Consider the following 24,996-nt stretch of genomic DNA (forward strand, 5'->3'; position numbering starts at 1 on the left):
GCTGGCCATATTGCAGCAACAATAGCAGCAACAAGAAGGGGGCCAGAGGCCCCCGAATTGGCTATCAGAGTGTGGTTCAATCGAGTTTGAGATCGACCCATACCATACGGTGATCCGAGCTGACACCCTTGGCGATATTGGGTTTGCCATCGATAACGCTGTACACCAGATGGTAACCGGCCTCGAAGCTGGCAGGCCAGAAGACGCCGCTCTTGACCGCATTGAGGTTGGCAGAGGGGATGACGTGATCCAGCTGCAGCCCGCTGGAGTTGGTGATGCGCTCCGGGGTGGGACGATTAGGGTAGCGTGTGCACGTGTCTTTGCTTGCCACACACTCGGGTCCCCCTTCGCTGACGGGGATCAGGGTGCCGTTGGTAATGGCCTGATTCATCAGCGGATTGTTGAGCAGATCCTGAATGGCGCTCAGATCGCCGTCGCCGATTTGCGGGTCGGCGTTGAGATCGCCTGCGATAACGAACTTGGCGTTTTTGGCCAGGCCACCTTTGGTGCCCTTGTCATCGGTCATGTAGTTGAGACCCTGGACGTAGTCGTTCCAGAAGGCGATCTCGGCACGGTTGTGCTTGATAGTGTGGCCAGCCGCGTTGGCAAAAATCGGCGGAGTCGGGTGGGAGATCAGGAAGTGAATGACCTCTTCACCCTTGTCGGTCTTGATCCGTACCGGCACATCAGCGTGGTTTTTGGAAGAGAGGGGATATTTATCCCAAACCTCACTGGCATACCAGCTACCACCACAAACACGGCTGGCCGGGATCGGTGCCTTGGCGTTGTTGCAGTCGTCGATAACAGGGTTCTTCTCGTTCGGCATATCCTTCCACTTGAAGTTCTGGAAGGTGCGGATCTGCTTGGTATCGATCGGGTACTTGGACATCACGGCAAAAGCGTACTGGCCGTGGTAGTTGCCAAAGCCCCAGCCATCATCAGCGGTAATCTGGTTGTCCAGATTGAGGTCATAGCCGCTCTGCAGGCCGGTATTGGTGGCGAAGTTCTGCAGCACCGGATAGCTGATAGCGGTCACTTCAGGGTGCTGGGCGTGGGCCAGATAGTTGTCGTTGAAGGCTTTCAGATCGGTGGTGTTTTCACCCTTGCCATCGTTGTCGAATTCGTTGAGCAGGAACACATCCGGGCGATTGCGCTGGATGATCTCAGCGACATTGCGGATCTGCTGTACATGTTCGGCTTTCTCTTTTTCCGTACCTTTCAGGCTACCTTCGGCAAGACGCGCCAGCAGGGCATCCTGCGCGGTGCGGGTCAGCGCCAGCTCGCCGGTCAGCATACCGGCAGCAGTGCGGTCAAAAGAGAGGTTGAAGGTGGCAAAACGAACCATGGGATCAGCTGCCTTTGAATCGTCGTCGCTGTTGCAGCCAGCCAGCATCCCGAGGGAGATGGCGGCAGCCAGTAGGGTCTTGTTGATATTTTTCATTGTAATTCTTCCGTAGCATCAATGAGTTATGCCTTCTGTGAGGCGGCCTCATTATAAGGAGACGAAGATGCTGCGGGGATTTTACCTGAGCAAAGTGTGAGGGTTTTCACACCACTTATTTAGCTGTGATGAATTTCAATGCAGTTTACGGCCTTTGGCGGCATTAAATGAAATCGTTTTTTATCTCTCCCCGTCAGCCAGATCTCCGGGCTTGTGGGGGCCCTGTCACACCACCATCGGCAGGCCGCTCTCGGGATGGTGGATCACCTGTGCCGGGTAGTCATAGAGGCGGGCGATAAGATCAGGGGTGAGCACCTCGGCTGGCGTGCCATCGGCCATCAGTTTGCCCCGCTCCAGCATCACCAGTCGATCGGCATAGCGTGCCGCCAGATTGAGATCGTGCAGTACCACCAGCACTGCAGTATTGCGGCTGGCCAGAGCGCGCGCCATGGTGAGCAGCTGATGCTGGTATTTCAGATCCAGCGCCGAGGTGGGCTCGTCGAGCAGCAGCAAGCGGGGTTGCTCGGCCTGATCGGTCGGGGAGGGGGCTTGCCAGATCTGCGCCAGCACCCGGGCAAACTGCACCCGCTGCCGCTCACCGCCGGAGAGTCCCGGATAGAGCCGCTTGGCCAGATGTTCGACCCCGGCATGGGTCATGGCCGCCGCCACTATCTCGTCGCGCCGCGCCGCCGGTTCACTGTGGGGCAAGCGCCCCATGGCAACAACCTCTTCGCATAGGAAGGGGAAGTTGAGGGACGAACTTTGCGGCAATACCCCGAGCCGGTGGGCCAGCTGGCTGCTGTCCCACTGCTGGCGATCCGCGCCAAACAGGGTGATGGCGCCCTCATATTCCAGCTCGCCGGTCAGGCACTTGAGCAGCGAACTCTTGCCCGCCCCGTTGGGGCCGAGCAGGGCGGTGAGGGTGCCGTTCTCGAGGTTGAGATCGAGCCCATCCAGGATCTGGCGCTGGCCACGGCGCAGGCTGAGCCGGGAGCAGGTCAACAGGGGGGAGGAGAGTGAGGATGAGAGTGGTTGCATAACAGTCCGTATCAAAGGGCGCGGCGGCCTGTTACCAGCAGCCAGATGAAGAAGGGGGCGCCGAGCAGGGCGGTGATGATGCCCACCGGCAGTTCGGCCGGGGCCAGCAGGGTGCGGGCCAGCATATCGGCAGCAAGCAGCAGGGCGGCGCCCAGCAGGGCCGAGAGTGGCAGCAACCTGACATGATTGGGGCCTGCCAGCAGGCGCACCAGATGGGGCACCACCAGCCCGACGAAGCCGATCATCCCCGATACCGCCACCGCCACCCCGACACCCGCCGCGGTAAGCAGAATAAGGCGGCGCTTGAGGGACTGCACATTGACCCCCAGATGACGGGCCTCTCCTTCACCCAGCAGCAAGGCGTTAAGGGGATTGGCATCGCGCATAAAGAGCCACAGCAGCGCCGCCAGTGTGAGCAGGGCCAGCGTCACATCGGCCGGTTTGCCTGCCGCCAGCGTTCCCATTTGCCACAGGCTCAGGTTGCGCAGCATCTGATCGTCCGCCAGATAGGTGAGCAGGCCGATCACCGCGCCGGAGAGCGCTGTGATGGCTACCCCGGCCAACAGCATGACAGTGACCGAGGTGCCCCCTTCACGGGTGCCGAGCAGATAGACCAAGGTGGTGGTGAGCGCACCGCCGAGAAAGGCGAGCAGCGGCAGCAGGCCAACCCCGATGGTGGCTTGCAACTGCTGGCCATATTGTGGTGCAAGAGGGGCCAGCAGCACGATGGCGAGCGCAGCACCGAGCGCTGCACCGCCGGAGACCCCGATGATGCCGGGGTCAGCCAGGGGGTTGCGAAACAGCCCCTGCATCACGGCGCCACAGAGTCCGAGGATCCCGCCAACCGCGATGCAGAGCAGGGTACGCGGCAGGCGGATCCCTTGTACGATCAACAGCTTGTGCGTTTCAATTCCGCTCTCCTGCCCGGCAAACAGCGCCCGCAGACTCTCGCCCAAGGTGAGGGTCATGGGGCCGGTTGCCAGCGAACCGAGCAGCAGCAGCGCCAGTGCGGCCGTGGTGAAGAGCAGCAGCCAGGAGAGGGACAACCGCATCATGACCCCTGCTTGATCCACTGGGCGATCTGGTTCGCCTGTTGCAGGGAGTTGAGGCTCAGCCCCCCTTGCAGGGCGTGGCCGTCGATGGCGTGAATGGCGTTGCGCTTGCCAGCCGGGGTAGCGGCCAGTGCCGGCACTTCTGCCAGCACCTTGGCCGGATCGGCATATTGCTGCCAGTCACGACCGCTGACCAGCACCAGATCGGGCTGCATCTCGATGAGGGATTCGGCGGATACCGGCTTGTAGTTGCGCAACTCGGCGACCGGATTGATGCCGCCTGCCAGCGAGATCAGCGCGCTGGCGGTGGTGTCACCCCCGGCGATGCTGGTGGGTTGCCCCTTGTGCAGCAGCAGGAAGGCGACCTTGAGCGGTTTGTTCTGTTTGGCTTGCGCCGCCAGCTGATCGGTCTGAGCCTGGATCTCTGCCTTCAGGCGATCGCCAGCTGCTTTATCGCCCAGCAGGCTGGAGAGGGTGTCGATGCGCTGGTTGAGGTTGGCGAGAGTCGGCGCGGTATCCAGCACCTCCACCTTGACCCCGGCACGGCGCAGCTGATCCAGGGTTGGGGCCGGGCCCATCTCGTCGCTGCCCACCAGTCGGGTGGGGGAGAGGCTCAGGATACCTTCGGCGGCCAGCGCCCGGTGATAGCCCACCTTGGGCAACCCTTTTGGCAAGGGACTGCTGACATCGGTGGCGATCAGGCTCGATTCACCGCCAAGTGCCAGAATGAGTTCTGTGGTGGCCGGACCGATACTGACGATACGCTCTTGCTGTCCGTCGGTGGCAACGGCAGAGAAGGGGGGCAGTGAACTGCAGAGCAGGGTGATGGCGAGGGCAAGACGACGGCCCATGCTAACCTCCAAAGGGGTGGATGAAACGGGTGTGCCGCGGAGAATATCAAGGCTTTGAATAAATTGCACTGATAATGATAGCAATTATCAATTGCATTGGTCCCGGTGCTTTATTAGAGTAGCCGCCATGATAAACAGCGGGACGACATGGTCTCGCAGAGGGAGAAAACATGAGCATTGCACAACGCATTCACGCGCTGCTGGAGCAGGATCCCGGCGCTCATCCGTCCACCCTGGCGGCCCAGCTTGCCATCAGCGAATGGGAGGTGGTTCGCCATCTGCCCGCCGAGCTGGTGACCCTGTTGCCTGCCGATCGCGCACAAGGTCTGCTGGAAGATCTGGCCGACTGGGGCCCGGTGACCACCATCGTTGAATCCGAAGGTTCCATTTTCGAAGTGAAGGCGCCTTTCCCGAAGGGTAAAGATGCGCGTGGTTACTACAACCTGATGGGCCGCGACGGTGAGCTGCATGGTCACCTCAAACTCGACAACGTGGCGGGGATTGCGCTGGTCAGCAAGCTGTTCATGGGCAAGGAGGGGCACTCCTTCCAGTTCTTCGGTCACTCCGGCCGCTGCATCTTCAAGGTCTATCTGGGTCGCGACGAGAAACGTCAGCTGCTGGCCGATCAGGTCACCCGTTTTATGGCGCTGCGCCACAACTCTCAAGAGGAAGTCAAAGCATGAGTGAACGTCAGGAGCGTCTGCAGAACCGCCTGCAACCGGAAATCCGCGAGTTTCGCGACAGTTGCCGTACCCTGCAGCTCGCCACCGTCGATGGCGAAGGCAATCCCAACGCCAGCTATGCCCCGTTCGTGCTACAGGAGGATGGCTACTATGTGCTGATCTCCGAGATCGCCCGCCACGCCCGCAACCTGCAACAGGTGCCCCGGGTATCCCTGATGCTGATCGAGGATGAGAGCGGTGCCCGCGAGCTGTTTGCCCGCAAGCGCTTGACCTTCGATGCGGTAGCCGAAGTGGTCGCCCGTGACGACGCCCGCTGGAGCAAGGCGGTGGCGGCACTGGAAGGGCGTTTTGGCGAGATCATCAAGGGTCTCTCCAACCTCAAGGATTTCAAACTGTTCCGCCTCAAGCCGGAGCAGGGGCTGTTCGTCAAGGGCTTCGGCCAGGCGTTCGCCGTCTCCGGTGACGAGCTGGTGGATTTCGTCCATCTGGTGGAAGGGCACAAGCGTATCGACAACGGTGCCGAGCTCACCAGCCCGGCCGATGCGCCGGTCTGACGATCCCTGTCGGTCACGACAGCAGTCATAACAAAACGGGCAGCCACTGGGCTGCCCGTTTTTATTGCGTTATCTCATCCGGCTTGTTCAATCCTGCCAGGAGGCCTTGTTGGGAAAGGCGCGGCGATCGGCGTCGGTGGCCGTCTCGTTGCACTCTCCCCGCACCTTCCAGGAGGTCTGGCTCAGCACGATGTACCCTTCCCGGCAGTACTTTTTCGTCGCCAACGTCTCGGTCAGCAGGTTCTCCTGCAACGCCTCCCGCTGCTCCAGCAGCCGCTGGCTCTGAGCTGCCGAGAGGCCGCGCGGCAAGGTGTCGTTGGGCGCGGCTTCAAAGGTAAACCGCTTGCTCCCCTCCCCGTTGATGTGGGTCAGAAACAGGGGTTCCGGCCCATCATACTTCTGGCCGGGCAAGCTGGAGCAGGCCGACAGCAGGGGAACAATCAACAACAGGGTGGCAGACAACAGTCGCACGACAGACTCCAGTGAGAAACGAAGCGGGGCTCGCAGATTAACATGGCTGCAGGGCAGGTGTTACTGCCAGCAGCTCGTCAGTGGTGAGCAAGGTGACCGAGCGTCCCTGCGGCAAAGTGAGGTGCTGCCACATCCAGTTATGGTGCTCGATAATTTGCGCAGCGTTCAGATGGGGCCGATCGGCCGTGGTGTGGCCATCGCTCAGCACCAGCACCTCGAAGCCATGGGCGGTGGCACTGCGCACTGTGGTGTCGACGCAAAAATCGGTATTACTACCACAGAGGATCAGCCGATCGACGGGCTGCTCGGCCAGCAGGAAGGCGAGCTCGGTGTCGAGGAAGCTGTCACATGCCTCCTTGCGTACCCGGCTATCCCCCTTGGCGGGTTGTAGCGCACTGTGGAGCAGCCAGCCCGAGGTGCCGGGTTCCAGCTCGCCACCCGGCAGATCGTCATGCTGGATATAGATGACCCGGCCATGGTGCTGCCGGATGTGGGCCGCAGCCCGGTTGATATTGGCCAGCACTTGTTGTTGCTGGTAGTGGGTCGCTTTCATGACCCCTTGCTGCACATCGATGATCAGTAATACATCCATATTCGACCCGCCGTTTCCTTGAAGATTAGGGTTGCAGCCACTGGCTGCAGTCACGGCTGCGGGATTGATGCAGCGCGTCCATATCTTGCTTCATCTCGGTACTGCTTTGCCAGCGCTTCGGCAGCGGCATGACGGTTACCAGCACATCGGCTGCTCGACCTGCAACGGGGGTCTCATTTATCCGGGGTACAACCAGTGCCACCTTGAGTGCCGGATTGCGACTGGCGATGCGACTGGCGAGCCCAAGCCCCCCCTCGACGTGGAAATTGCCGGCGATGTGCATGATCTGCTGGCCCGGGTGCTTGGCCAGATAATCCACCATGCTCTCGGCCATGGTGTCGTCCCAGCTGGTCTGGGCAGCGAAGCGACGGGCGTTGCTGTCGGCATCGCCGTGGTGCATGGAGGCCATAAACTTCTGGCGATAGGGATCATCCCCCAGAGTCAGTTCGCGGGCCAGCTGGCTGCGGCGTGCGGTGGGCAGTTTGTCGAGCCATTCAGGCCCCTCCTGACCGATACAGCTCACCAGCGGCTTGGGCGCGTTGGCGGCGATCACCGGCATCCGGTGCGCCTTGGCAAACTCCACCAGCGGGCGGTAGTCGCTCGGATAGTTGGGCCAAGCGTTGCCTTCGCGGATCAACGCCGCTTCACCAATCTGGTTCGCCAGATAGGCATCCAGCGTCTTCTGATCGGCGCGGCTGAACTGCTCCATGGAGAGGGCCAGCGGCCGCCCGTGTTGCTGACCGGCGGTGTAGAGCCCGCTCAGCAGACGCGATTGCAGCAGATGCACGGCGGGATGGGTGTGCAACTCGCCCACCAGAATGATGTCGGCGTCGGCAATGCGAGCGAGCGCCTGCGCCAGCGTCAGGTCTGCGGCTCCATCACTGCTCAGCTGGTAGTCATAGAGCGTCTGTAGTTGTGATGAAACGGTCGGCTGGTTGGGGGTGGCACAGGCTGCCAGTAACAACGGCAGGGCAAGCAGGGGAAGTCGTTTCATCATGGGATCTCACGGCAGATAGGCCAGGATGCGCAGCATCGCTGGGTAGAAAACAGGGTTGGAATCGCAATGGCAGGCAGTTTAAAACCAACCTTTCATTTTTTAAATGATAATGATTCTTTTTATTGATCTTTGGCGAGGGGCAAGTAAGATGCGGCCTGTTTGATAATCGTTCTCAATAAGGATTCGCTGTGACCCATCATAACGCACTCTCTCTGGTTGCCCTCGCCGTGGCGGCCGGTCTCTCCTCCCAAGTCTTTGCTGCCACCCAGAAGGCGGATGAAGTCGTGGTTGTCAGCGGCTCACGGATGGAGCAAAAACTGGAAGATGTCTCCGGTCCCATCTCGGTGATCACCGCCAAGCAGATTGAAGAGCAGGTCGTCACCAATGTCGCCGATCTGTTCCGCTACGAGCCCGGTGTGACCGTGCTCGGTGGTCAGGGGGATGCCCAGACCTTCGTCATCCGCGGCATGGGTGAAAACCGGGTCAAGGTGGTGCGTGACGGCGTGCGCCAGAACGATGCCTACAGCAAGGGCGGGGTCGGCCAGAACTACTTTGATACCGACATGATCAAGCAGGTGGAAGTGGCTAAGGGGCCTGCTTCTGCTGCCTATGGCTCCGATGCGCTGGGTGGCGTGATTGCCATCACCACCAAGGATGCCAGCGATTTCCTCAAGGGCAAGGATAGCTATCTGGATGTGACCAGCGGTTACGCCTCCAGCAGCCACCAGAAGATGGCCGGCTTTACCGGCGCCCTGCGTACCGGCGAGGTGGAGAACCTGCTTCGCTACACCTGGCGCGATGGCGGGGTGACCCAGAATTACGACTCCACCAAGAACGACTTCGATATTGGTACCCACGCCCTGCTGCTCAAGAGCAAGTGGAATCTCTCCGATGAGCAGTTCCTCAAGCTGACTGTCGACTACCTGACCGATGGCGAGGAGCCGGATGCGATCAAGTTGAACAAGGTCGGTAGCAGGATGGCGCAGGTTTTCGATCAGCCCATCACCGACAAGCAGACCGACAACCTCTCGCTGGTGCTGGATCACGGCATCGCACTGAATCAGGGTTGGGCCGACCGGATGGATACCAAGCTCTACTTCGGACGCACCAAGCAGACGATGGATCAGTACGCCTCGTCCAAATACCCGGTGATGCCAGGCAACCCCTATGTGACCAAGAACTCGCTGGATCACAACGTGTTTGATCAGAAGAACCTCGGGGCCCAGTTGCAGTTCCACAAGGCGGTGGCTAACCATCGTCTGGCCTGGGGGGCCGAGTACGAGCACACCGACAATGAACGTACCCGTTACAAAGGGCCGACCAAACCGAACGATTTTGTCGGCTACAGCGAGCTGAGCTTCCCGGCCACCACCAGCGAGCGTGGTGCATTGTGGGTCTTCGACGAGATGAAGTTTGGCGAGCGCTGGGTGCTGACCCCGGGCGCCCGCTATGACTACTACCGGATGACGCCGGACAACGATCCCGCCTACACCGGCGATCAACTGCACAAATTCTCGGAAGGGGAGCTTTCGCCCAAGCTGGGGCTGGTATTCAAGGCACACGAGGCGGCCAACCTGTTCGCCCAGTACAGCCACGGCTTCAAGGCGCCCATGTATGACAGCGCCTTCTCCACCCTGAACCATCAGGCCTACGGCTATCGCATCGAGCCCAACCCGAATCTCAACCCGGAGAGCAGTGACGGGATCGATCTCGGTGTGCGTGGCAGCCACAACGGCTTCAGCTACGAAGTGGCCAGCTTCTACAACAAGTTCGATGATTTCATCGAGATGGTCGAAGTGGGCAAAGAGGGGCGCACCGCCGTCTACCAGTATCAGAACCTGAGCAAGGCGACCACCAAAGGGGTCGAAGCCAAGGCGGATTACTGGCTCAATGATATCGTCAATGTCTGGGGCAACCTCGCCTACATCGACGGCAAGGATGGCGATGGCAACTACATCAACAGCCTGAGCCCGCTCAACGGCTCGGTCGGTGTGCGTCTGGAGCAGGCCCAGTGGAACTTCAACACAGCGCTGCGCTTTGCCGATGACATGGACAAGGTGCGCAAGGATGCGAATGGCAAGGAGTATGAGAAGGCGGCCGGTTGGGGCGTGGTGGATATGTATGCCCAGTTCAACCCGATGACCGATCTGCAACTCAACGTCGGGGTCTTCAACCTGTTTGACAAGGAGTACACCAGCTACGAGCGCATCGCCGGCCGTGCCGAGGGCTCCGATAACAGCCTGATGACCGAAGCGGGCCGCAACCTGAGTGCACGGGTCAAATACGTATTCTAAAGAGAGACAATACACGCAGTGATCGAGGGCTGTTGCCCGCACCGGATCCCCGCCCTGACAGGCGGGGATTTTTTATACATGTAGCCAGGCGTGATGTGACCCAGCCACGCTATGTTATTCATTGGCTTCGCCTTTTTCTTTGTGTTGGCGAGATATTATGCTATTTGATTCATTGTTAATGACATTTAGTAATTCTTTACAATGGGTGTGCCTCGCTTTTGACTTCGACATCGAACTATTTTCTCGACATTGCCGACGCCCTTGAGCTGATAGCCCGCTTCAATGAGGCCTCTGACGAGCAGACCATAGTGACTCTGCTGCGCACCCTGAGCCAGCAGATGGGATTTGACCACTTCCGGCTGGGATTCATCTTTCCCAGTTCGATTCAGCGTCCTGACGTGAGGATTTTCAACGGCTGCCCTACCGAGTGGGTGCAGACCTATGACAAACAGCGTTTCTTTACGGTAGATCCTGTTGTGCGCAAAGGAATGAACCAGAGCACCCCAATCCTTTGGGCCAACCTCATCACCGAGTGTTGCGAGCAGCAGGATATTGCGGGGCTGGAGGTGATGCTGCAGGCACAAGAGATGGGGCTGCGCGACGGGATCACGATTCCCTGGCGCGGGGCAAATGGCCATGTTGGCTTGTTGTCATTGATCACTCGCACGCCCCGAACCGAACATCAGTGGCTGACTGCCACTCCTTTTTTAAGCTGGCTGGCTGTGCATGTCTTTGAGGCGGTGGCCCGTATATGTCTTTGTGTGAAGCAGCCTCAGGAAGAGCTGACGTTACGGGAGCAGGAGGTGTGCCAGTGGGCCGCCGAAGGCAAGCAAGTGAGCGATATTGCCCAGATCCTGGGGATCAAGCCCAGAACCGTCACTTTCCATCTTGAGCGGATCGCGGAGAAGCTGGGGGCAAGCAGCAAAAATCAGGCGATATCCTGGGCGCTGATGCAGGGGGTTGTCAGACTGAACATTGACACGGCCCAGATCGAAAATGTGGATGATGACAGTGCATGATGCTGCCTAACGCAAAAGCTTGCTCATTACGCAGATGAAATTACTGAAAAGGTCAGTTTTGCCAGTGAGTGTGATGACATTGCGCAACTTATTGCATTTATGTGCGCCGAGCGAGAACTGGTTGAGTGTAATTCACTGATAAATAAGGAGTAAAAAAGTGGCATGGTCGCTGCTAAAGGTTTGGTCGAGTGCTATCTCGTTTAACCAATCTATTTAGGAGCATACCCATGCCAACTCCATGTTATATCAGCATCGAAGGTAAAACCCAGGGCAATATCACCGCCGGTGCCTTCACCTCCGATTCCGTCGGCAACATCTTCGTACAAGGTCACGAAGACGAGATGCTGGTGCAAGAGTTCCAACACGTTGTCACTGTCCCGACCGACCCGCAATCCGGCCAGCCTGCCGGTCAGCGTGTCCACAAGCCGTTCAAGTTCACTGTTGCGCTGAACAAAGCCGTACCGCTGATGTACAACTCCCTGGCCTCCGGCGAGATGCTGCCGAAAGTGACCTTGAAGTGGTACCGCACCTCTGTTGAGGGCAAGCAGGAGCACTTCTTCTCTACCGTGCTGACCGATGCCACCATCGTTGACATCGACTGCCAGATGCCCCACTGCCAGGACCCGGCGAAGTCTGACTTCACTCAACTTATCCAGGTCTCCATGGCTTACCGCAAGATTGACTGGGAGCACACCGTTGCCGGTACTTCCGGTGCGGACGACTGGCGCGCCCCCATCGAGGCGTAAGCCTTGCTTCGGTACTTTGGTATTCCTTGTAAGTAGTTATGTGTCTTTGAGCCGGTTGTTCAACCGGCTTCTTGTACTGTGCATTTTCTCCAGCCTGGCCAACGGGTTGGCTGGAGCTTTTCTGTTTTGCCATCCCCCTGCCGGGGTTTGATGCCCAGCCGGTGAGCGCGGAGGGATGGCAAAGCACTAAAGGGTGTCCTGTGATGCAGACCCGAACCGCTCGTAACCTGATAACCCCCTTATCTTTGGTGGCCCTTGCGGCACCGGAGAGGGCGGTAGCGTGGCTGCGCGGCGAGGGTGTGTGTGGGCGCAAGAGTTGGCAAGGGCTCAGGCACAGCTTGGCCGTGACAAGAGGGGAGAGCCATGGCTAATCAAACCGGATTGCAATTTACCGTCAAGGTGGGGGCGCTGCCCGAGAGCACCTTCGTGGTGGCCAGTTTCCAGCTGGATGAGGGGCTGAACCGGCCGTTCAACCTGCAGCTGGAGTTGGCAAGTAGTCAGCCTGATGTCGACTTTGGCGCCGTGCTGGACCAGCCATGCGAGCTGATGGTGTGGTACAACGGCGAGCTGCAACGCCGGGTCTGCGGGGTAGTGAGCGAGTTTGCCCAAGGGGACAGTGGCTTTCGCCGAACCCGCTATCAGCTGCAAGTCAAACCAGCGCTGTGGCGACTGGGCCTGCGTCAGAACTCCCGTATCTTTCAGGCCCAGAAGCCTGACGAAATCCTCAGCATCTTGCTGCAAGAGCACGGCATTACCGATTACGCCTTTGCCCTGAAAAGCGAGCACGCCCAACGGGAGTATTGCGTCCAGTATCGCGAGACCGACCTCGATTTTGTGAATCGCCTGGCCGCCGAAGAGGGCTTGTTCTACTTCCACGAGTTTGAAGCAGGCAAACACCGCATCGTCTTTGCCGACGATGCGGCTGCCCTGACCGCCGGCCCCGAGCTCTTTTTCAACCTCGGCAACCGCTCGCTGGAACAAGGCCCTTACGTGCGCCAGTTCCACTACCGCGAGGCGGTGCGCCCCTCGGATGTAGAACTCAAAGACTACAGCTTCAAGACCCCGGCTTATGGCCTCTCCCACAAAAAGCAGGGCGCAGAGCTTGAGCATCAGCGCGACACCTACCAGCACTTCGACTACCCGGGTCGCTACAAAGTGGACCCGAGCGGCAAGGCGTTTGCCCAGCATCGGCTCGATGCCCTGCGCAACGACGCGGTGGCGGGCAGCGGCAAGTCCAACAGCGCAGCTCTGCTACCGGGTCAGCACTTTTCATTGACCGAACACCCCAACGGCAGTCTCAACACCGATTGGCAAATCGTTCATATCCGCCATACCGGCGAACAACCCCAGGCCCTGGAAGAGGAGGGCGGCAGCGGCCCGACAGTCTATTACAACGAATTTGGCGTAGTGAAAGCGAGCACCACCTGGCGCGCCCGCATTGGCAGCCCCGAGGCGCCCTACAAGCCGATGGTGGATGGCCCGCAAATCGCGATAGTGGTCGGCCCCGAGGGGGAGGAGATTTACTGCGACGAGCATGGCCGGGTGAAGCTGCAATTCCCGTGGGACCGCTACGGCTCAAGTAACGACCAGAGCTCCTGCTGGGTGCGAGTAAGCCAGGGCTGGGCCGGTGGCCAATATGGCATGATGGCGATTCCGCGCATCGGTCATGAGGTTATCGTCTCTTTCCTCGAAGGTGACCCCGACCAGCCCATCGTGACCGGTCGCACCTTCCATGCCACCAACCGGCCACCTTACGACTTACCGGCCAACAAGACTCGCACCGTGCTACGCACCGAAACTCACAAGGGCGAGGGTTTCAACGAGCTGCGTTTTGAAGACCAGGCGGGGCAGGAAGAGATTTATATCCACGGTCAGAAAGACCTGAATGTGCTGATAGAGAACGACGCCGCTTGGCACATCAAGCATGACGAGCATCGGGATATCGACTTTGATCGGGTCACCCGCATCAGAAAGGTGCCGGGCAAGGATGGCGCTCCGCCCAGCCTCGGCAATGACCACCTGACAGTTGAAGGTGAAAAACGCGACCACATCAAGGCGGACTATTCGCTGACGGTGGATGCCTCCCTGCATCAGAAGCTAGGCCAATCTCTCTTGGTGGAAGCGGGTGAAGAGGTGCATATCAAGGTGGGTGACAAGCTGGTGCTGGAGGCGGGCTCCGAGATCACTCTCAAGGGCGGCGGTAGTTTTGTGAAAGTTGACCCGAGTGGCATCAAGCTGGTCGGCCCCGCCATCAAACTCAATGCCGGCGGCAGCCCGGGAGCAGGCTCTGGCTGGGCTGGTCAGGCTCCCGTTACTCCCAAAGGGGTTGAGGTGGTCAAAGCCCCGGAACTGGTTGAACTGGTCCAGGCCATTCCTACCGAGAAGGCGATGGAGGCGCTCTTGAAAGAAGAGAAGCCCGCTGCGTTCTATCTCTTTTCTGAATAAGGAGAAAGCATGAAGTTTGCATTTCCCATCCTCACTGCCAAAGGTGAAGAATTCAAGGATGTCAAAGCGCTGACTGCACTTATTAATGGCGAAAAATCCGGTCATTATCTCCTTGGCAATCACAACAAATGGCACGGTGGTATTCATATCAGCGACCAGAGCGCCCCCTGGTGCAAGGATAAATATCCTGTCCGAGCCATTGCTGACGGCAAAGTCGTGGCTTTTCGGATGATGAAGGATTATCTGACCTCTGAATTTCAGGGGGAGTCACTGCGTTATTCCAACTGCTTCTGTCTAGTCCAACACGAATATTGTGAAATCAATGCAGAAACAAAAGCTAAAAACGAGTTCACCTTTTATTCGCTCTATATGCACCTGTTGCCTTGGGATAAGTACCAAAGTACCGAGAAGCTGGTGTTGAAAAAGGGTTGGAATGCTCGCAATTCTGTTCCCCATGCGAATCCTGATGCAGAGCAGCAGCGTGCCGATGCTGCCTTGCCCCGTTTCACTTTGCCTAAGGATACTGAACTGGAGATGGATAGCAGCACTCCCCAAAAAAAGGGAAGTGTTGGGGGCAAGGAGTATGATTTTATCAAGGTAAAGATCAAGAGTAAGCTGTCCAATGCCCAGATAAAAGAGGCTGAAAAGGCGGGTGTATTGGTCAGTGAAGGGAGTTCAGTCTGGATCGCCAATAGCCCGGATGCCGTGACCTTTATCAAGCCCAATGTGCCAACCTGGCTATTCGATCAGATAGATGCAGAGCTATTGAAGGACATGGCTGGGCGTGCAGATCCTGTCTTGGATGATAAAAGTGGTCGCTTGATGGCTGGCGGTGGCAATGTCTCACTGCCAGCTGGCACCAAGTTGCAGTATGATGCCCACCAACTCGAATTCCATTGGATTGGTGATAAAGCGCGCAAGATGGCCAGATGCAAATATGTCATGCCGAGTGGGAGTGACGCTCAGGGGAATTGTGGTCTCGCCTGGGTGTGCGTTGAAGATGAATTTATCAAAGCTAAAAGGCTTCCCCCTTCCCATCTCGACGAGCTATATGTGCTGCCATCTCCCGTGGTAATTGCTGCGGGTGAAACCATAGGCTATCTCGGCTTGGTGGAAACACCGGGGTCCCTGATTGGGGGCAAACAGAGCAAGCATCAGGTTCATCTTGAGGTGTTTACTCAAGATCCCCGTCTGGACGATGTTCTGGCCAACAAGGCGGGAACGCAAGGTGGTGCAATCTATGCCAAAGTGCCTGCCGATTTGATCCTCCATGAGAAGAAGAGTGAGGCAGGCAAATCCAAGTGGGTGGCAACCAAGGATAAAAGCAAGGAAGCGCTGGTTGAATCACCCAAGCTGGAAAAGGATGCTGCCAAGCAGGAGTGGATTTGTGTCTCATCAGATAAATATGTCAATAATGAGCAAGTTGAGTTATTGAGTCAGCATGACTGGTTGAAGATCGGTTTTAAAAAGGTTGATGGTAGTGGCTCCGACGGTTATCTGGATCCCGATGCGCCGCCTTCCCTTTTTACTGATTTGGTGAAAAGCTTTGATAAGAATAAGGATGGCAAGCTGAGCAGCGGCGAAATTCATGCCGCTTTGAGCAATCCGAAAAACAGTGAGCAGTTGCACAAGCTCATTGTCAAACATCTCAGCGAGTGGTATGAAAAGTCTTCAGCCAGCAGTTATCAATGGCTGGATAAGCTTATGACCAAGATTGGCCTGCCAAACTTTGATTTACTGGTTGATCATGAAAAGCAGCGTATCGATAAGCTGGAGTGGATGCAGAGTGCGACCAAGTTAAAGCTGGAGAAAGAGGTTTGGCATTTTTCACCAATAGGAATAATGGCATTAATAACAGAGCAGCACCCAAGCGGGGATACAATCGATTTTAATACCACTCTTGGGATTTATAGAATTTCTAAAAAATCTGCGGAATTTATATTGTCTTGGGAAGCATACATGCCCAAACCATATGTCCCCAAAGGAGATCAGTCAAGTGGCGTTACTATTGGGTATGGGTACGATTTAGGACAACAAGAAATCTCATCAGCACGGACTATGTTGAGTGATTATTATACGGCTCCACAGGTGGAGCGTTTGTTAACCGCAATTGGTAAAAAAGGGGATAATGCAAGAGCTATTGTTCATGAATTATCTGACATTTCGATTGATAAAGAACGAGCACTAGATATGGCAATGCGTTTAAAGGAACGATACTGTCAAGTTGTTGTCAACACTTACCCACAAGCTATTAACCTACCTCCAGATAGTGCTGGTGCCATATTGTCATTGGTTTATAACAGAGGTCCATCATTAAAAAAACCGAAAATAGGGGATCCAATAGATAGTCGTCGTGAAATGAGAGAAATAGGCGATGATTTTTCTAAAGGGAATATTAAAAACATACCTGCCAGACTAAGGAGTATGAAAAGGTTATGGGCTAACCAGCGGGGCCTAAGAGACCGCCGTGAAGGTGAAGCTAAATTTATTGAAGAAGAATTGGCAGGGGGAGAATGATATGACTAGTATTTTAAGTAGGTTGCTGTTCATTTTTATTTTTTTGTTTTCAACATATGCACATGCGTGTGGTAATAACAACAATGCAATTATTCAGGGCCCTTTCAGAGATATATCCTTCAATGAAGGATATATCTGCTTTCAAAGCACTTCAGATAAAAAAGATATAGAGTTTTATCTTGGGTATGAGTCACCTAAGGGAACGCAAAATCATTTGATTGATACTTTTTATCATTCAGATGCACCAGTGGAATTAATGTCTGTTTTTTTTGTTCCTGTAAATAAAGAGAGGAATGTTGCTATACTTCTTCGCTGGAATGTAAATTATGAAAATAATGGTATAGAATATCCTTATTTTTATGAAATTAAAACATATCGAAAAGGTAAAGAAGGAAAGTATGAACTAAATTTAAGTTCAGAAACTGATGATGCTCTTTCTGGTTATCAGATTATAAAAAATGGTAAAATGCAAAATTATGCATTAGACAATGCCAAAAAAATTAAAAATTATCTTGTTGATAAGTATGGTGCATAAATAAAGGAAGGTTCATAGAGCTCGTAAGCTCGATTTGTACCGTTCTAGTTATCACCTGACACCGGCTTAACGCCGGTGTATTTTTATCTTGAGTTGCAGGATAGCTCGAAGATTTGTTGTATCCAGATGATTTTTCGTTGTGAAGATGGATTTAAGTTTGAATGCGTTCTGCAGATCCAGGTAATGAAAAAAGTGATTAGGGGACAAAAAAGAAACCCGCCATGGGCGGGTGGAAGGATTGCAACACTAACCAGGAGGAGGTGTTACCAAGTAGACCCTGCTCCTTCGCTAATAGTTCAATTTTATTGAGGTTTTTTCGATTTTTCTGCGGGGCCCCCATCGGGATCTGTGGGGGCGGATGGGTTATCATTCTGCTCCCGTCATCCGGTTGCAGAGGATCATATGCCCGCGTTCTCCTGGTTAGCGCTCTTTTTCGGCGCCTTCTATTTCGTCTACGGCGCCTATCTGCCGTTCTGGTCGCTCTGGCTGGAGGGGGTGGGCGTCAGCGCCGAGATGATAGGTCTGCTGCTGGGGGCGGGGATGGCGATCCGCTTTGCCGGCAACCTGATGGTGATGGGGCAGATCAAGGGGGCGGGCCATCTGCTGCCGGTTACCCGATTACTCTCCCTGCTCAGTCTGCTGGCGTTTCTCTGTTTCTACCTCAGTCATAACCTCTGGTGGCTGGTGGGCTTGACCCTACTGGCGAACTTTATCTATCCGACCCTGATGCCGGTGGGTGAGGCGCTGGCGACCCGCATGGTGGTGCAGGCGCACCTCGATTACGGCAAGGTGCGCCTGTGCGGCTCGTTCGCCTTTATCGTCGCCTCGACGCTGGTGGGGGCGCTGGTGGGCAACTTCGGCAGCGAGTGGATTTTGCACACCATGGTGGCGGGGCTGGTGCTGATGCTGCTGCTCAGCTGGCTGCCGCTCTATCCGGCGCCACAGGATAGTCAGGGCGAGCGGGCCAAGGCCTCTTTGCTGGCGACCCTGCGCAGCGCGCCGGTGCGCCGCTTCCTGCTGCTGACGGCCTTGTTGCAGGGGAGCCATGCCGCCTATTACGGTTTCAGTGCCATCTACTGGAAGGCGCAAGGGTATAGCGGCACCATCATCGGCTATTTGTGGGCGCTCGGGGTGGTGGCGGAGATCTGCATGTTTGCTGCCGACAAGCGCTTCTTGCAGCGCTTTGGCGCCCAGAGCCTCTTTATCGCCGGTGCCATAGGTTGTGTGGTGCGCTGGGTATTGCTGGGGGCCTCGACCGAGCTGTGGGTGCTGGTGTTGGGGCAACTGCTCCACTCGGTCACGTTCGGCATGAGTCATCTCGGGGCGGTGCGTTTCATGACTCGCCAGCTGCCCGCCGAGCAGTTGATCCCGACCCAGGCGCTCTATGCGGCCCTTGGCCTCGGCATGACGGTGGCCGCCCTGATGGCTGTCTGCGGTGTGCTGTTCGAGCCCCTTGGTGGCGGTATCTTCTTCCTGATGGTGCTGGTGGTCTTGCCGGTGTTCTTCCTGCGGCTGCGCTCCTTTGGGCCGTCTGCGCAGGAGAGTGCTCCGGCCTGATACCGGTCTATCTGAATCATCACCTAGTAACAGGGAGAGCCATGGCTCTCCCTTTTTCGTTGCTGCGGTTTGCGGCGTTACTGCTGCTCGCCAAGATAGTGGCGGCTGAGGCGGCGCCAGGTGTCCGAGCCGATGGCGCCCGCCAACAGCTCGCAGGATGCCTCATCAAAGCGGCCATCCGGCAGCCAGCCCAGCTGGGGTAGCAATCGGGCCAGGGTGGCGTCATTGTGTTGCAGCTCTCGCTCCAGCGCTTCCCAAAAGGCGCTCCCCTTGACGTAAAAGAGCGGGTAGTAGGATCGATCGCCCGCCAGCACCTCGCGAGCGGCCCGATAGAGGCCGCTCTCGCTATGGGGTAGCAGTTTGCCCCGCTCGGCCAGCTCGTTGACCGCCGTGACCTGATGCAGCCGAAAGCGGCGCAGCGCCTTGATGGCGAGGTACTCGGCGAGGCTCTCGTTGACCCAGGTAGGCTGGGGGGCGGTGCGGCGATCGCTGAGGATGTGCACCGCCTCGTGGGCCGAGGTGCGCAGCAGGCGCAAGGGGGCCTGTGGCGTCGGTTTGCCAGCCTCGGTGGGGTAGTTGGCGATAAACACCTGATCTCCGGCTGCGCCGCCAAGGGAGCGAGTCGCCACATCCCGCCCCAGCCACACCAGTTGCCACAGGCGGGTCGGCGGGGCCACATCGAGCTGGAAGGCCAGATAGTCGATGATGTCGCCCAGTTGCTGTTGCAGAGCGGGCAGATCGAGCTGATTGGCGGTCTCGTCATGGCTCAGCACCAGCCTTGGGTCCGGCTGGGTGACGGGCACAGTGTCCAGACCAAATGGCAGGATCAGCGGCGGCTGGTTGACATCCGGCAGCGGTTGGCAACTGCCATCCGGCAGACAGATCTCCCCTCGGCGGCTCCCCTGTTGGCGCACCAGATTGCCCCACTCGGTCAGTAGCCATTGGCTCGGGGCAAACAGCAGTGACTGTTGGGCAGAGGCATCCGCCCCCAGCGCTGGCGCCGGTGTGAGAGTGATCTGCCAGCCGATCTCTTTGCAGGAGAAGGGCTGGTTGAGGGCAACCGGCTGGCTGTCTTCAAGGCAGACCAGCGCGGGGGAAACCGGCGCGGCACTGCCCGGCAACTGGCGGGCGGGGAGCAGGGTAAAGGGGGGATCACCCTGCATGGTGAGGTGAATTTGCAACAGATTGGCGCTGGCGCCCTGCTCGATAAGGTAGCGGGGGCCGCTCGCGTTATCGGTGGCGAAGGCCCACAGCGGCAGCAGCCACAGGGCAAACAGGGTGAGATGACGACTCATAAGGAGTTAGCGCTCCTGCTCGTAGCCCAGCAGATCGCCGGGCTGGCATTTGAGTTCACGGCAGATGGCCTCCAGGGTGGAGAAGCGCACCGCCTTGGCGTGGCCATTTTTGAGGATCGAGAGGTTGGCCTCGGTGATGTCGATGCGCTGTGCCAGCTCGCGGGCGGTCATCTTGCGTTCGGCCAGCAGGGCATCGAGCCGGATGATGATGGACATAGGCTCCCCTTACACCGTCAGCTGCTGTTCGTCGGCCAGCACTTTGGCCTCGCGCATCACCAGTGCCAGCGCCAGCACGATGAGGCCCGCCAGCAGCAGCCGGAAATCGGATGAGCTGATGGAGACTGAGCCATGTATCTCGGGGCCACTCATGGTGAGGACGGTATCCAGCAAGGGGGTCTGGATCAGCTCGACCAGGAAGGAGACGCAGAGCAGCACTCCGATCTGTCGGTAGCGGCGGATCTGCTCGAAGGTGAACAGCAGGCCGTGGCGGTAGCCGCGAAACAGCTGGCGCAGTTGCCACAGCATCAGCATGAAGACCAGATCCGGCATCAACTGCACCAAGGTGCCGAGCAGCCGGTTGGCGTTGTGTAGTGGATAGTCGACAGCTGGTGGCAAGGGGGGGGACGCATCACCATTGGCCAGCGGCACGCCGTTGAGAATGTGAGAGCCGCTGCTGTGGATGATCTGGTTGAGCTCATCTTGCAGCAGATCATTGCCACCCAACAGGTGGGACCAGGTCTCCATCAGGGTAATGGTGGGGGTGGCGAGCAGGGCAAACAGCAGCAGCCACTCGATCAGAACGCTCAGGCGTTCGAGTTTGGTTGTTCTCATCATGAACCTCATGGTGGGTGCCATTCCGCTGGCGAAATGGCTTGAAGTTTATTGTTTATCAATATGTAGATAGGCGAATGTTTATCGTTTTACGATATTCAGTCAAGACGAAACTTATCGAAAAACGATAATTTTAATGTGCTTGTTGGGGGATGACTTTTGGCTGCTGCCTCTCTAGACTGGCGAGGTTGTATACAAAAACTCAACATGGACAAGGAGTTATCGATGCACCAGGGATGGCTGCTGATCGGATTGTCGCTCACCTATCTGGGGCTGCTGTTTCTGATCGCCTTCGTGGCAGACAAGTACAAACGGCAACGTCTCAAGGGGCAGCCGCTGCTCTACAGTCTGTCGCTGGCGGTCTATTGCACCTCCTGGACCTTCTTTGGCACCGTGGGGCAGGCGAGTGAATCCCCCTGGTCGCCGGTGCCCATCTACCTTGGCCCCATGCTGGTCTTTCTGTTTGGCTGGCGGCTGCTGGCCCGCCTCATTCTGGTGGCCAAGCGCGAGCACATCACCTCCATCGCCGACTTTATCGCCGCCCGTTACGGCAAATCCCAGCGGCTCGCCATGGTGATCTCCCTCATCGCCATCATGGGGATCCTCCCCTATCTGGTATTGCAGCTCAAAGCCATCGTCACCGGGCTGGATCTGCTGATGGCCAATAGCGGTGGCATCAGCCCGACCAGCAACACCAGCGAGCTGGCGCTCGGGGTCACCCTGCTGCTGGCGCTGTTCAGCATATTGTTCGGCACCCGCCACCTCGATGCCACCGAGCACCACAGAGGGATGGTGGTGGCTATCGCCTTCGAGTCGTTGGTGAAGCTGTTGGCCTTTATCGCGGTGGGGGGCTTCGCCCTCTGGCTGATCCTGAGCAAACCCGGCGAAGCCCACGAGCAGGTGACCCGCGACTTCTTTGCGCAGGTGGTGGCGGTGAGCCCCGGCAATCTGCTGGAGCTTGCCATCTATACGGTGCTGGCGATGTGCGCCGTTATCTGTCTGCCGCGCCAGTTTCATGTGACAGTGGTGGAGAACAATCAGGGGCAGGATCTCCACTGGGCACGCTGGATCTTCCCGCTCTACCTGTTCGTGATGGGGCTCTTTATCTGGCCACTGGCGCTGGCGGGCAAGCAGTGGGTAGGGGCCGACATGGCCTCCGACACCTATGTGATCAGCCTGCCGATGGCTCTCGGGTTCGATGGCATGGCGATGCTGGCGTTCCTCGGCGGTACCTCGGCGGCCACCGGCATGGTGATCGTCTGCACCATCGCGCTGGCGATCATGGTGAGCAACGATCTGGTGCTGCCGGTGCTGCTGCGCCGCTTCTGGCGGCAGGGGCGCGACGAGCGGCTGGTGCGGCTGCTGTTGCAGGTGCGTCGCGGCGCCATCCTGCTGATCTTGCTGGCGGCCTGGGGGCTCTACCTCTGGCTTGGCGATCTCACCAGTCTGTCGCGCATCGGCTATCTCTCCTTTGGCGCGGTGGCCCAGTTTGCACCGGCCCTGCTGCTCGGCCTCTACTGGCGCCACGGCAATCGCAAGGGGGTCTATCTTGGTCTCTTCCTCGGGGTGAGTCTCTGGTTCGTGACCCTGCTGGTGGAGAGCGGGCTGCTGGCCGGTTCACCGCTGGCCGAGCTGCTGGCGCCGCCGGACTGGCCTGCCTTTCGCGAGCTGAGTCTCGGGGCCTGGTGCATCTTCCTGAGTCTGCTCTTCAACCTGCTCGGCTATGTGGCGGGTTCCCTGCTCTCCCGCCCGGCGGTGAGCGAGCGGTTGCAGGCGGCCAACTTCGTCGGCAAGACGAGCCGCGATACCGCCGCCCTCTATCAGGCGCGGGTCTCGGTCAAGGAGCTGGAGATGCTGGCGGCCCGCTTCGTCGGTTCGAGCCGGGTCAAGCGCGCCTTTGGTCGTTTCGCCGGTGAGCGGGGCGGCACCCTGGCGCCGCAGATGCAGGCCTCGGCCGAATTGATCGCCCACACCGAGCGGCTGCTGGCGGGGGTATTTGGCACCTCGTCGGCACGGCTGGTGCTCGCCTCTGCCCTGCAGGGGCGCAACATGCAGCTCGAGGAGATCGCCACCATCGTCGATGAGGCCTCCGACGTGTTTCGCTTCAACCGCGGCCTGTTGCAGGGGGCGATCGAGCATATCGGGCAGGGGATCTCGGTAGTGGATCGGGAGCTCCGGTTGGTGGCGTGGAACCGCCGTTACATCGAGCTGTTCCACTACCCGCCGGGGCTTATTCAGGCGGGGCGTCCTATTGAAGAGATCATCCGCTACAACGCCCAGCAGGGGCTCTGTGGCACCGGTGATATCGAGGATCACGTGGCACGGCGGGTCGCCTTTATGAAGCGGGGCAGCGCCCATATCTCGGCGCGGGAGCGCCCGGACGGGCGGGTGATCGAGATGCAGGGCAATCCCATGCCCGCCGGTGGTTTCGTCATGACCTTTACCGACATCACCCCGTTTCGCGATGCCGAGCGGGTGCTGCGCGAAGCGAACGAACATCTGGAGGCGCGGGTGGCCGAGCGCACCCACGAGCTCTCCGAACTCAACCGCCAGCTGCTGCTGGTGAACCAGCAGGTGGAGCGGGCCAACCACTCCAAGAGCCGTTTTCTGGCGGCGGTCAGCCACGATCTGACCCAGCCCCTCAATGCGGCCAAGCTGTTTACCTCCTCCCTGCTGGAGATGCTGCCCGATGCTGGCGAACAGGCCCGCATCGCCCGCCATATCGACGATGCGCTGGGAGCGACCGAGGATCTCATCACTGATCTGCTCGATATCTCGCGGCTTGAAGCAGGCAAGTTCAAGGCCAAGAAGCTCGATTTTGCCCTGCGCGATCTGCTCGACAACCTCAAGGCGGAGTTTGGCGTGCTGGCGCAGGCGGGAGGGATCCACTTCTCGGTGGTGGAGAGCAAGCATGCGGTGCACAGCGATGTGCGGCTGCTGCGCCGGGTGCTGCAGAACTTCCTCACCAATGCGTTTCGCTACAACCCCGGTGGCCGGGTGCTGCTCGGTTGTCGCCGGATGGGAGATAAGATCCGCATCGAAGTGTGGGATAACGGCCCCGGCATCCCGCAGGACAAGCAGGAGGCGATCTTCGACGAGTTCTCCCGCCTCGATCACTCCCGCACCGCCAAGGAGCAGGGGCTGGGTCTGGGGCTCGCCATCGCCCGCGGCATCTCGCAGGTGCTCGGTCATCAGCTCACCTTGCAGAGCTGGCCGGGCAAGGGGTCGGTCTTTGCGGTGACCCTCAATCTGGCGACCCGGCCGGTCACGGCTCATCAGCTGGCGGCGCCGGTGGTGCGCGACAGCCAGCTGGAGGGGGTAGCCGTGCTCTGCATCGACAACGAGCGGGACATTCTGACCGCCATGAGCACCCTGCTCAGCCGTTGGGGCTGCGAGGTACGCTGTGCCGTCGATCTGGCCGAAGCCGAGGCGCTGGTGGCGGAGGGGTTTGTGCCGAGACTGGTGCTCTCCGACTACCACCTCGATGACGGCAAGACCGGGCTGGAGGCGCTCGCTGCGCTGCAGCAGGTGTGTGGTGACGAGCTGGGGGGCATCATCATCAGCGCCGATCGCAAGAGTGAGTTGCAGGTGCAGATCCGTGAGGGGGGGTATGGCTACATCAGCAAGCCGGTCAAACCGCTCAAACTGCGGGCCCTGATGAACAGCCTGCTGCTGCGGTAGCGGCGCCCAGGGCGGCAAGCCGTGAACCGGCTCACAAAACCGCGCAAATATCGGGGCGGCCATCGCCTTGATGAGACGCCATACATGGCTTCGGATTGGCGATGATCCCTTCACTATTCCGTGTGATAACGACCGATGGCCATTCTGGTAAGCCACTGGCTCTGTAAAGTCGGCAGTAGCGCGCCTGATCTGCTCACTCTATAGTCGGGATGCGATTGTTTTTATCGCGAATGAAGTAGCTGAAGGGCAAACCGATCGCGAGGTCGGGACGCAAAGCTTCCGGTCCAGGGATGAGCCGTACTGAGATAGCGGGGCCACCACAGGTTGTTGTGCACCTTTGCCAAGAGGCCGCACTGCTGTCTGCGTTACCTGTCAGGGCGTAGCCCTTTTCGTTGCC

Annotated in this window: 20 protein-coding genes and 1 riboswitch; of the genes, 10 read left to right on the top strand and 10 right to left on the bottom strand. The window is 58.2% G+C overall.

Annotated features, from left to right (window positions below):
* Positions 1 to 76: 76 nt before the first annotated feature.
* The 4 genes from LD28_RS0106710 to LD28_RS0106725 all read right to left on the bottom strand — a co-directional run bounded on the left by LD28_RS0106710 (position 77) and on the right by LD28_RS0106725 (position 4,382).
* The gene (locus LD28_RS0106710; protein ID WP_033136217.1) at positions 77 to 1,441 is read right to left on the bottom strand and encodes an endonuclease/exonuclease/phosphatase family protein; all 1,365 of its coding nucleotides are present in this window, start codon (positions 1,439 to 1,441) and stop codon (positions 77 to 79) included.
* 225 nt (positions 1,442 to 1,666) lie between these two features.
* Positions 1,667 to 2,479, bottom strand: a complete 813-nt coding sequence (locus LD28_RS0106715; protein WP_033136218.1) for a heme ABC transporter ATP-binding protein — start codon at positions 2,477 to 2,479, stop codon at positions 1,667 to 1,669.
* An 11-nt stretch (positions 2,480 to 2,490) separates the two neighbouring features.
* Positions 2,491 to 3,534, bottom strand: a complete 1,044-nt coding sequence (locus LD28_RS0106720; RefSeq protein WP_033136219.1) for a FecCD family ABC transporter permease — start codon at positions 3,532 to 3,534, stop codon at positions 2,491 to 2,493.
* Positions 3,531 to 4,382: a heme/hemin ABC transporter substrate-binding protein gene (locus LD28_RS0106725; RefSeq protein WP_033136220.1), complete on the bottom strand. Its 852-nt coding sequence runs from the start codon at positions 4,380 to 4,382 to the stop codon at positions 3,531 to 3,533. The genes LD28_RS0106720 and LD28_RS0106725 overlap by 4 nt, the downstream gene beginning before the upstream one ends.
* Positions 4,383 to 4,552: 170 nt before the next feature.
* Here LD28_RS0106725 and hutX point away from each other — a divergent pair, with 170 nt between their 5' ends.
* Both hutX and hutZ read left to right on the top strand, forming a co-directional pair.
* Entirely contained in the window at positions 4,553 to 5,065 is a 513-nt protein-coding gene (hutX, locus tag LD28_RS0106730) for a heme utilization cystosolic carrier protein HutX (RefSeq protein ID WP_005362516.1), read from the top strand.
* Positions 5,062 to 5,619: a heme utilization protein HutZ gene (gene hutZ, locus LD28_RS0106735; RefSeq protein WP_005335257.1), complete on the top strand. Its 558-nt coding sequence runs from the start codon at positions 5,062 to 5,064 to the stop codon at positions 5,617 to 5,619. The genes hutX and hutZ overlap by 4 nt, the downstream gene beginning before the upstream one ends.
* Positions 5,620 to 5,706: 87 nt before the next feature.
* On the opposite strand, the gene LD28_RS0106740 is transcribed toward hutZ, so the two are convergent.
* Genes LD28_RS0106740 through LD28_RS0106750 form a run of 3 tightly spaced genes read right to left on the bottom strand, consistent with a single transcriptional unit; the run spans position 5,707 to position 7,679 of the window.
* Positions 5,707 to 6,090 carry a hypothetical protein gene (locus LD28_RS0106740; RefSeq protein WP_033136221.1) on the bottom strand — a complete coding sequence of 128 codons (384 nt, stop codon included), beginning with the start codon at positions 6,088 to 6,090 and terminating at the stop codon, positions 5,707 to 5,709.
* 37 nt (positions 6,091 to 6,127) lie between these two features.
* Positions 6,128 to 6,682: a cysteine hydrolase family protein gene (locus tag LD28_RS0106745; protein ID WP_033136222.1), complete on the bottom strand. Its 555-nt coding sequence runs from the start codon at positions 6,680 to 6,682 to the stop codon at positions 6,128 to 6,130.
* Positions 6,683 to 6,707: 25 nt separating this feature from the next.
* Positions 6,708 to 7,679: a ChaN family lipoprotein gene (locus LD28_RS0106750; protein ID WP_033136223.1), complete on the bottom strand. Its 972-nt coding sequence runs from the start codon at positions 7,677 to 7,679 to the stop codon at positions 6,708 to 6,710.
* Positions 7,680 to 7,867: 188 nt separating this feature from the next.
* On the opposite strand from LD28_RS0106750, the gene LD28_RS0106755 reads away from it, so the two are divergent.
* The 7 genes from LD28_RS0106755 to LD28_RS0106780 all read left to right on the top strand — a co-directional run bounded on the left by LD28_RS0106755 (position 7,868) and on the right by LD28_RS0106780 (position 18,792).
* Positions 7,868 to 9,973 carry a TonB-dependent hemoglobin/transferrin/lactoferrin family receptor gene (locus LD28_RS0106755; RefSeq protein ID WP_033136224.1) on the top strand — a complete coding sequence of 702 codons (2,106 nt, stop codon included), beginning with the start codon at positions 7,868 to 7,870 and terminating at the stop codon, positions 9,971 to 9,973.
* A gap of 218 nt (positions 9,974 to 10,191) precedes the next feature.
* Positions 10,192 to 10,992 (top strand): LuxR family transcriptional regulator, encoded by an 801-nt coding sequence (locus tag LD28_RS0106760; protein ID WP_033136225.1) that lies wholly within the window; start codon positions 10,192 to 10,194, stop codon positions 10,990 to 10,992.
* 227 nt (positions 10,993 to 11,219) lie between these two features.
* Positions 11,220 to 11,738 carry a type VI secretion system effector Hcp1 gene (hcp1, locus tag LD28_RS0106765; protein ID WP_005332563.1) on the top strand — a complete coding sequence of 173 codons (519 nt, stop codon included), beginning with the start codon at positions 11,220 to 11,222 and terminating at the stop codon, positions 11,736 to 11,738.
* A 363-nt stretch (positions 11,739 to 12,101) separates the two neighbouring features.
* Positions 12,102 to 14,183, top strand: a complete 2,082-nt coding sequence (locus LD28_RS0106770) for a type VI secretion system Vgr family protein (protein WP_033136226.1) — start codon at positions 12,102 to 12,104, stop codon at positions 14,181 to 14,183.
* A gap of 9 nt (positions 14,184 to 14,192) precedes the next feature.
* A complete protein-coding gene (locus tag LD28_RS23605; protein ID WP_033136227.1) occupies positions 14,193 to 16,700 on the top strand; it encodes a pesticin C-terminus-like muramidase in 2,508 nt (835 codons plus the stop codon).
* 1 nt (position 16,701) lies between these two features.
* On the top strand, positions 16,702 to 17,235 hold the full coding sequence (locus LD28_RS22880) for a hypothetical protein (RefSeq protein ID WP_156120127.1): 534 nt from the start codon (positions 16,702 to 16,704) through the stop codon (positions 17,233 to 17,235).
* A 402-nt stretch (positions 17,236 to 17,637) separates the two neighbouring features.
* On the top strand, positions 17,638 to 18,792 hold the full coding sequence (locus LD28_RS0106780) for a 3-phenylpropionate MFS transporter (RefSeq protein ID WP_033136228.1): 1,155 nt from the start codon (positions 17,638 to 17,640) through the stop codon (positions 18,790 to 18,792).
* 77 nt (positions 18,793 to 18,869) lie between these two features.
* Here the strand turns inward: LD28_RS0106780 and LD28_RS0106785 are convergent, their stop codons facing one another.
* From LD28_RS0106785 to LD28_RS0106795, 3 genes are read right to left on the bottom strand one after another with little or no spacing between them, the layout of a single operon-like run.
* Positions 18,870 to 20,087: a hypothetical protein gene (locus LD28_RS0106785; RefSeq protein ID WP_033136229.1), complete on the bottom strand. Its 1,218-nt coding sequence runs from the start codon at positions 20,085 to 20,087 to the stop codon at positions 18,870 to 18,872.
* A 6-nt stretch (positions 20,088 to 20,093) separates the two neighbouring features.
* Complete coding sequence (locus tag LD28_RS0106790; RefSeq protein ID WP_033136230.1) at positions 20,094 to 20,303, bottom strand: helix-turn-helix domain-containing protein; 210 nt, start codon at positions 20,301 to 20,303, stop codon at positions 20,094 to 20,096.
* A 9-nt stretch (positions 20,304 to 20,312) separates the two neighbouring features.
* A complete protein-coding gene (locus tag LD28_RS0106795) occupies positions 20,313 to 20,918 on the bottom strand; it encodes a DUF2975 domain-containing protein (RefSeq protein WP_033136231.1) in 606 nt (201 codons plus the stop codon).
* A gap of 225 nt (positions 20,919 to 21,143) precedes the next feature.
* On the opposite strand from LD28_RS0106795, the gene LD28_RS0106800 reads away from it, so the two are divergent.
* Positions 21,144 to 24,599 (top strand): hybrid sensor histidine kinase/response regulator, encoded by a 3,456-nt coding sequence (locus tag LD28_RS0106800; RefSeq protein WP_033136232.1) that lies wholly within the window; start codon positions 21,144 to 21,146, stop codon positions 24,597 to 24,599.
* A 235-nt stretch (positions 24,600 to 24,834) separates the two neighbouring features.
* A riboswitch (cyclic di-GMP riboswitch) is annotated at positions 24,835 to 24,921 on the top strand.
* Positions 24,922 to 24,996: the final 75 nt, after the last annotated feature.

The sequence above is a fragment of the Aeromonas finlandensis genome (genome assembly GCF_000764645.1).
Classification (GTDB): domain Bacteria; phylum Pseudomonadota; class Gammaproteobacteria; order Enterobacterales; family Aeromonadaceae; genus Aeromonas; species Aeromonas finlandensis.